Here is a 557-nt window from a genome sequence, read left to right on the forward strand (position 1 = left end):
CCGAGCGCAGGGATAATGAGATGGACGCTCCAACCTTGCGGCATCAGATGTGCCAAAGTGCGAGTGTTAACTCTCAGCTGAAGGAGCGTCCAAATGAAAGTATCTACTCTTGGTATCGATCTGGCAAAAAACGTTTTCGTTCTCCATGGCGTCGATCACAACGGCCAGACCGTCCTCAAAAAAAAGCTTACCCGCGCGAAATTTGCCGAGTTTGTCATCAGACTGGAGCCCTGCCTTATCGGAATGGAGGCCTGTTCATCCAGCCATCATTTTGCCCGACTTTTTCTCAGCTACGGCCATCAGGTAAAACTGATGCCGCCACAGTACGTCAAGCCCTATGTAAAAACCAACAAGACGGATGCGGCCGACGCCGAAGCCATCTGCGAAGCCGTCACTCGCCCTAACATGCGTTTTGTTCAGGTGAAAACGATGGAACAACAGGCCGTACTGGCGCTGCATACGGAACGGGACATGCTGGTTCGCGAGCGCGTTGCGTGTACTAACAGCCTGCGGGCTATGCTGGCGGAGTTTGGTTTTGTTATGGCAACGGGGAAAAA

At 52.6% G+C, this 557-nt stretch carries 1 protein-coding gene; it reads left to right on the plus strand.

The window, feature by feature from the left end; genetic code table 11:
- Nucleotides 1-93: 93 nt before the first annotated feature.
- On the plus strand, nt 94-557 hold a 464-nt coding region (locus NV64_RS22860; protein ID WP_146005550.1), incomplete at its 3' end, for an IS110 family transposase.

The organism is Erwinia sp. B116 (genome assembly GCF_002865965.1).
Taxonomy (GTDB): Bacteria; Pseudomonadota; Gammaproteobacteria; order Enterobacterales; family Enterobacteriaceae; genus Erwinia.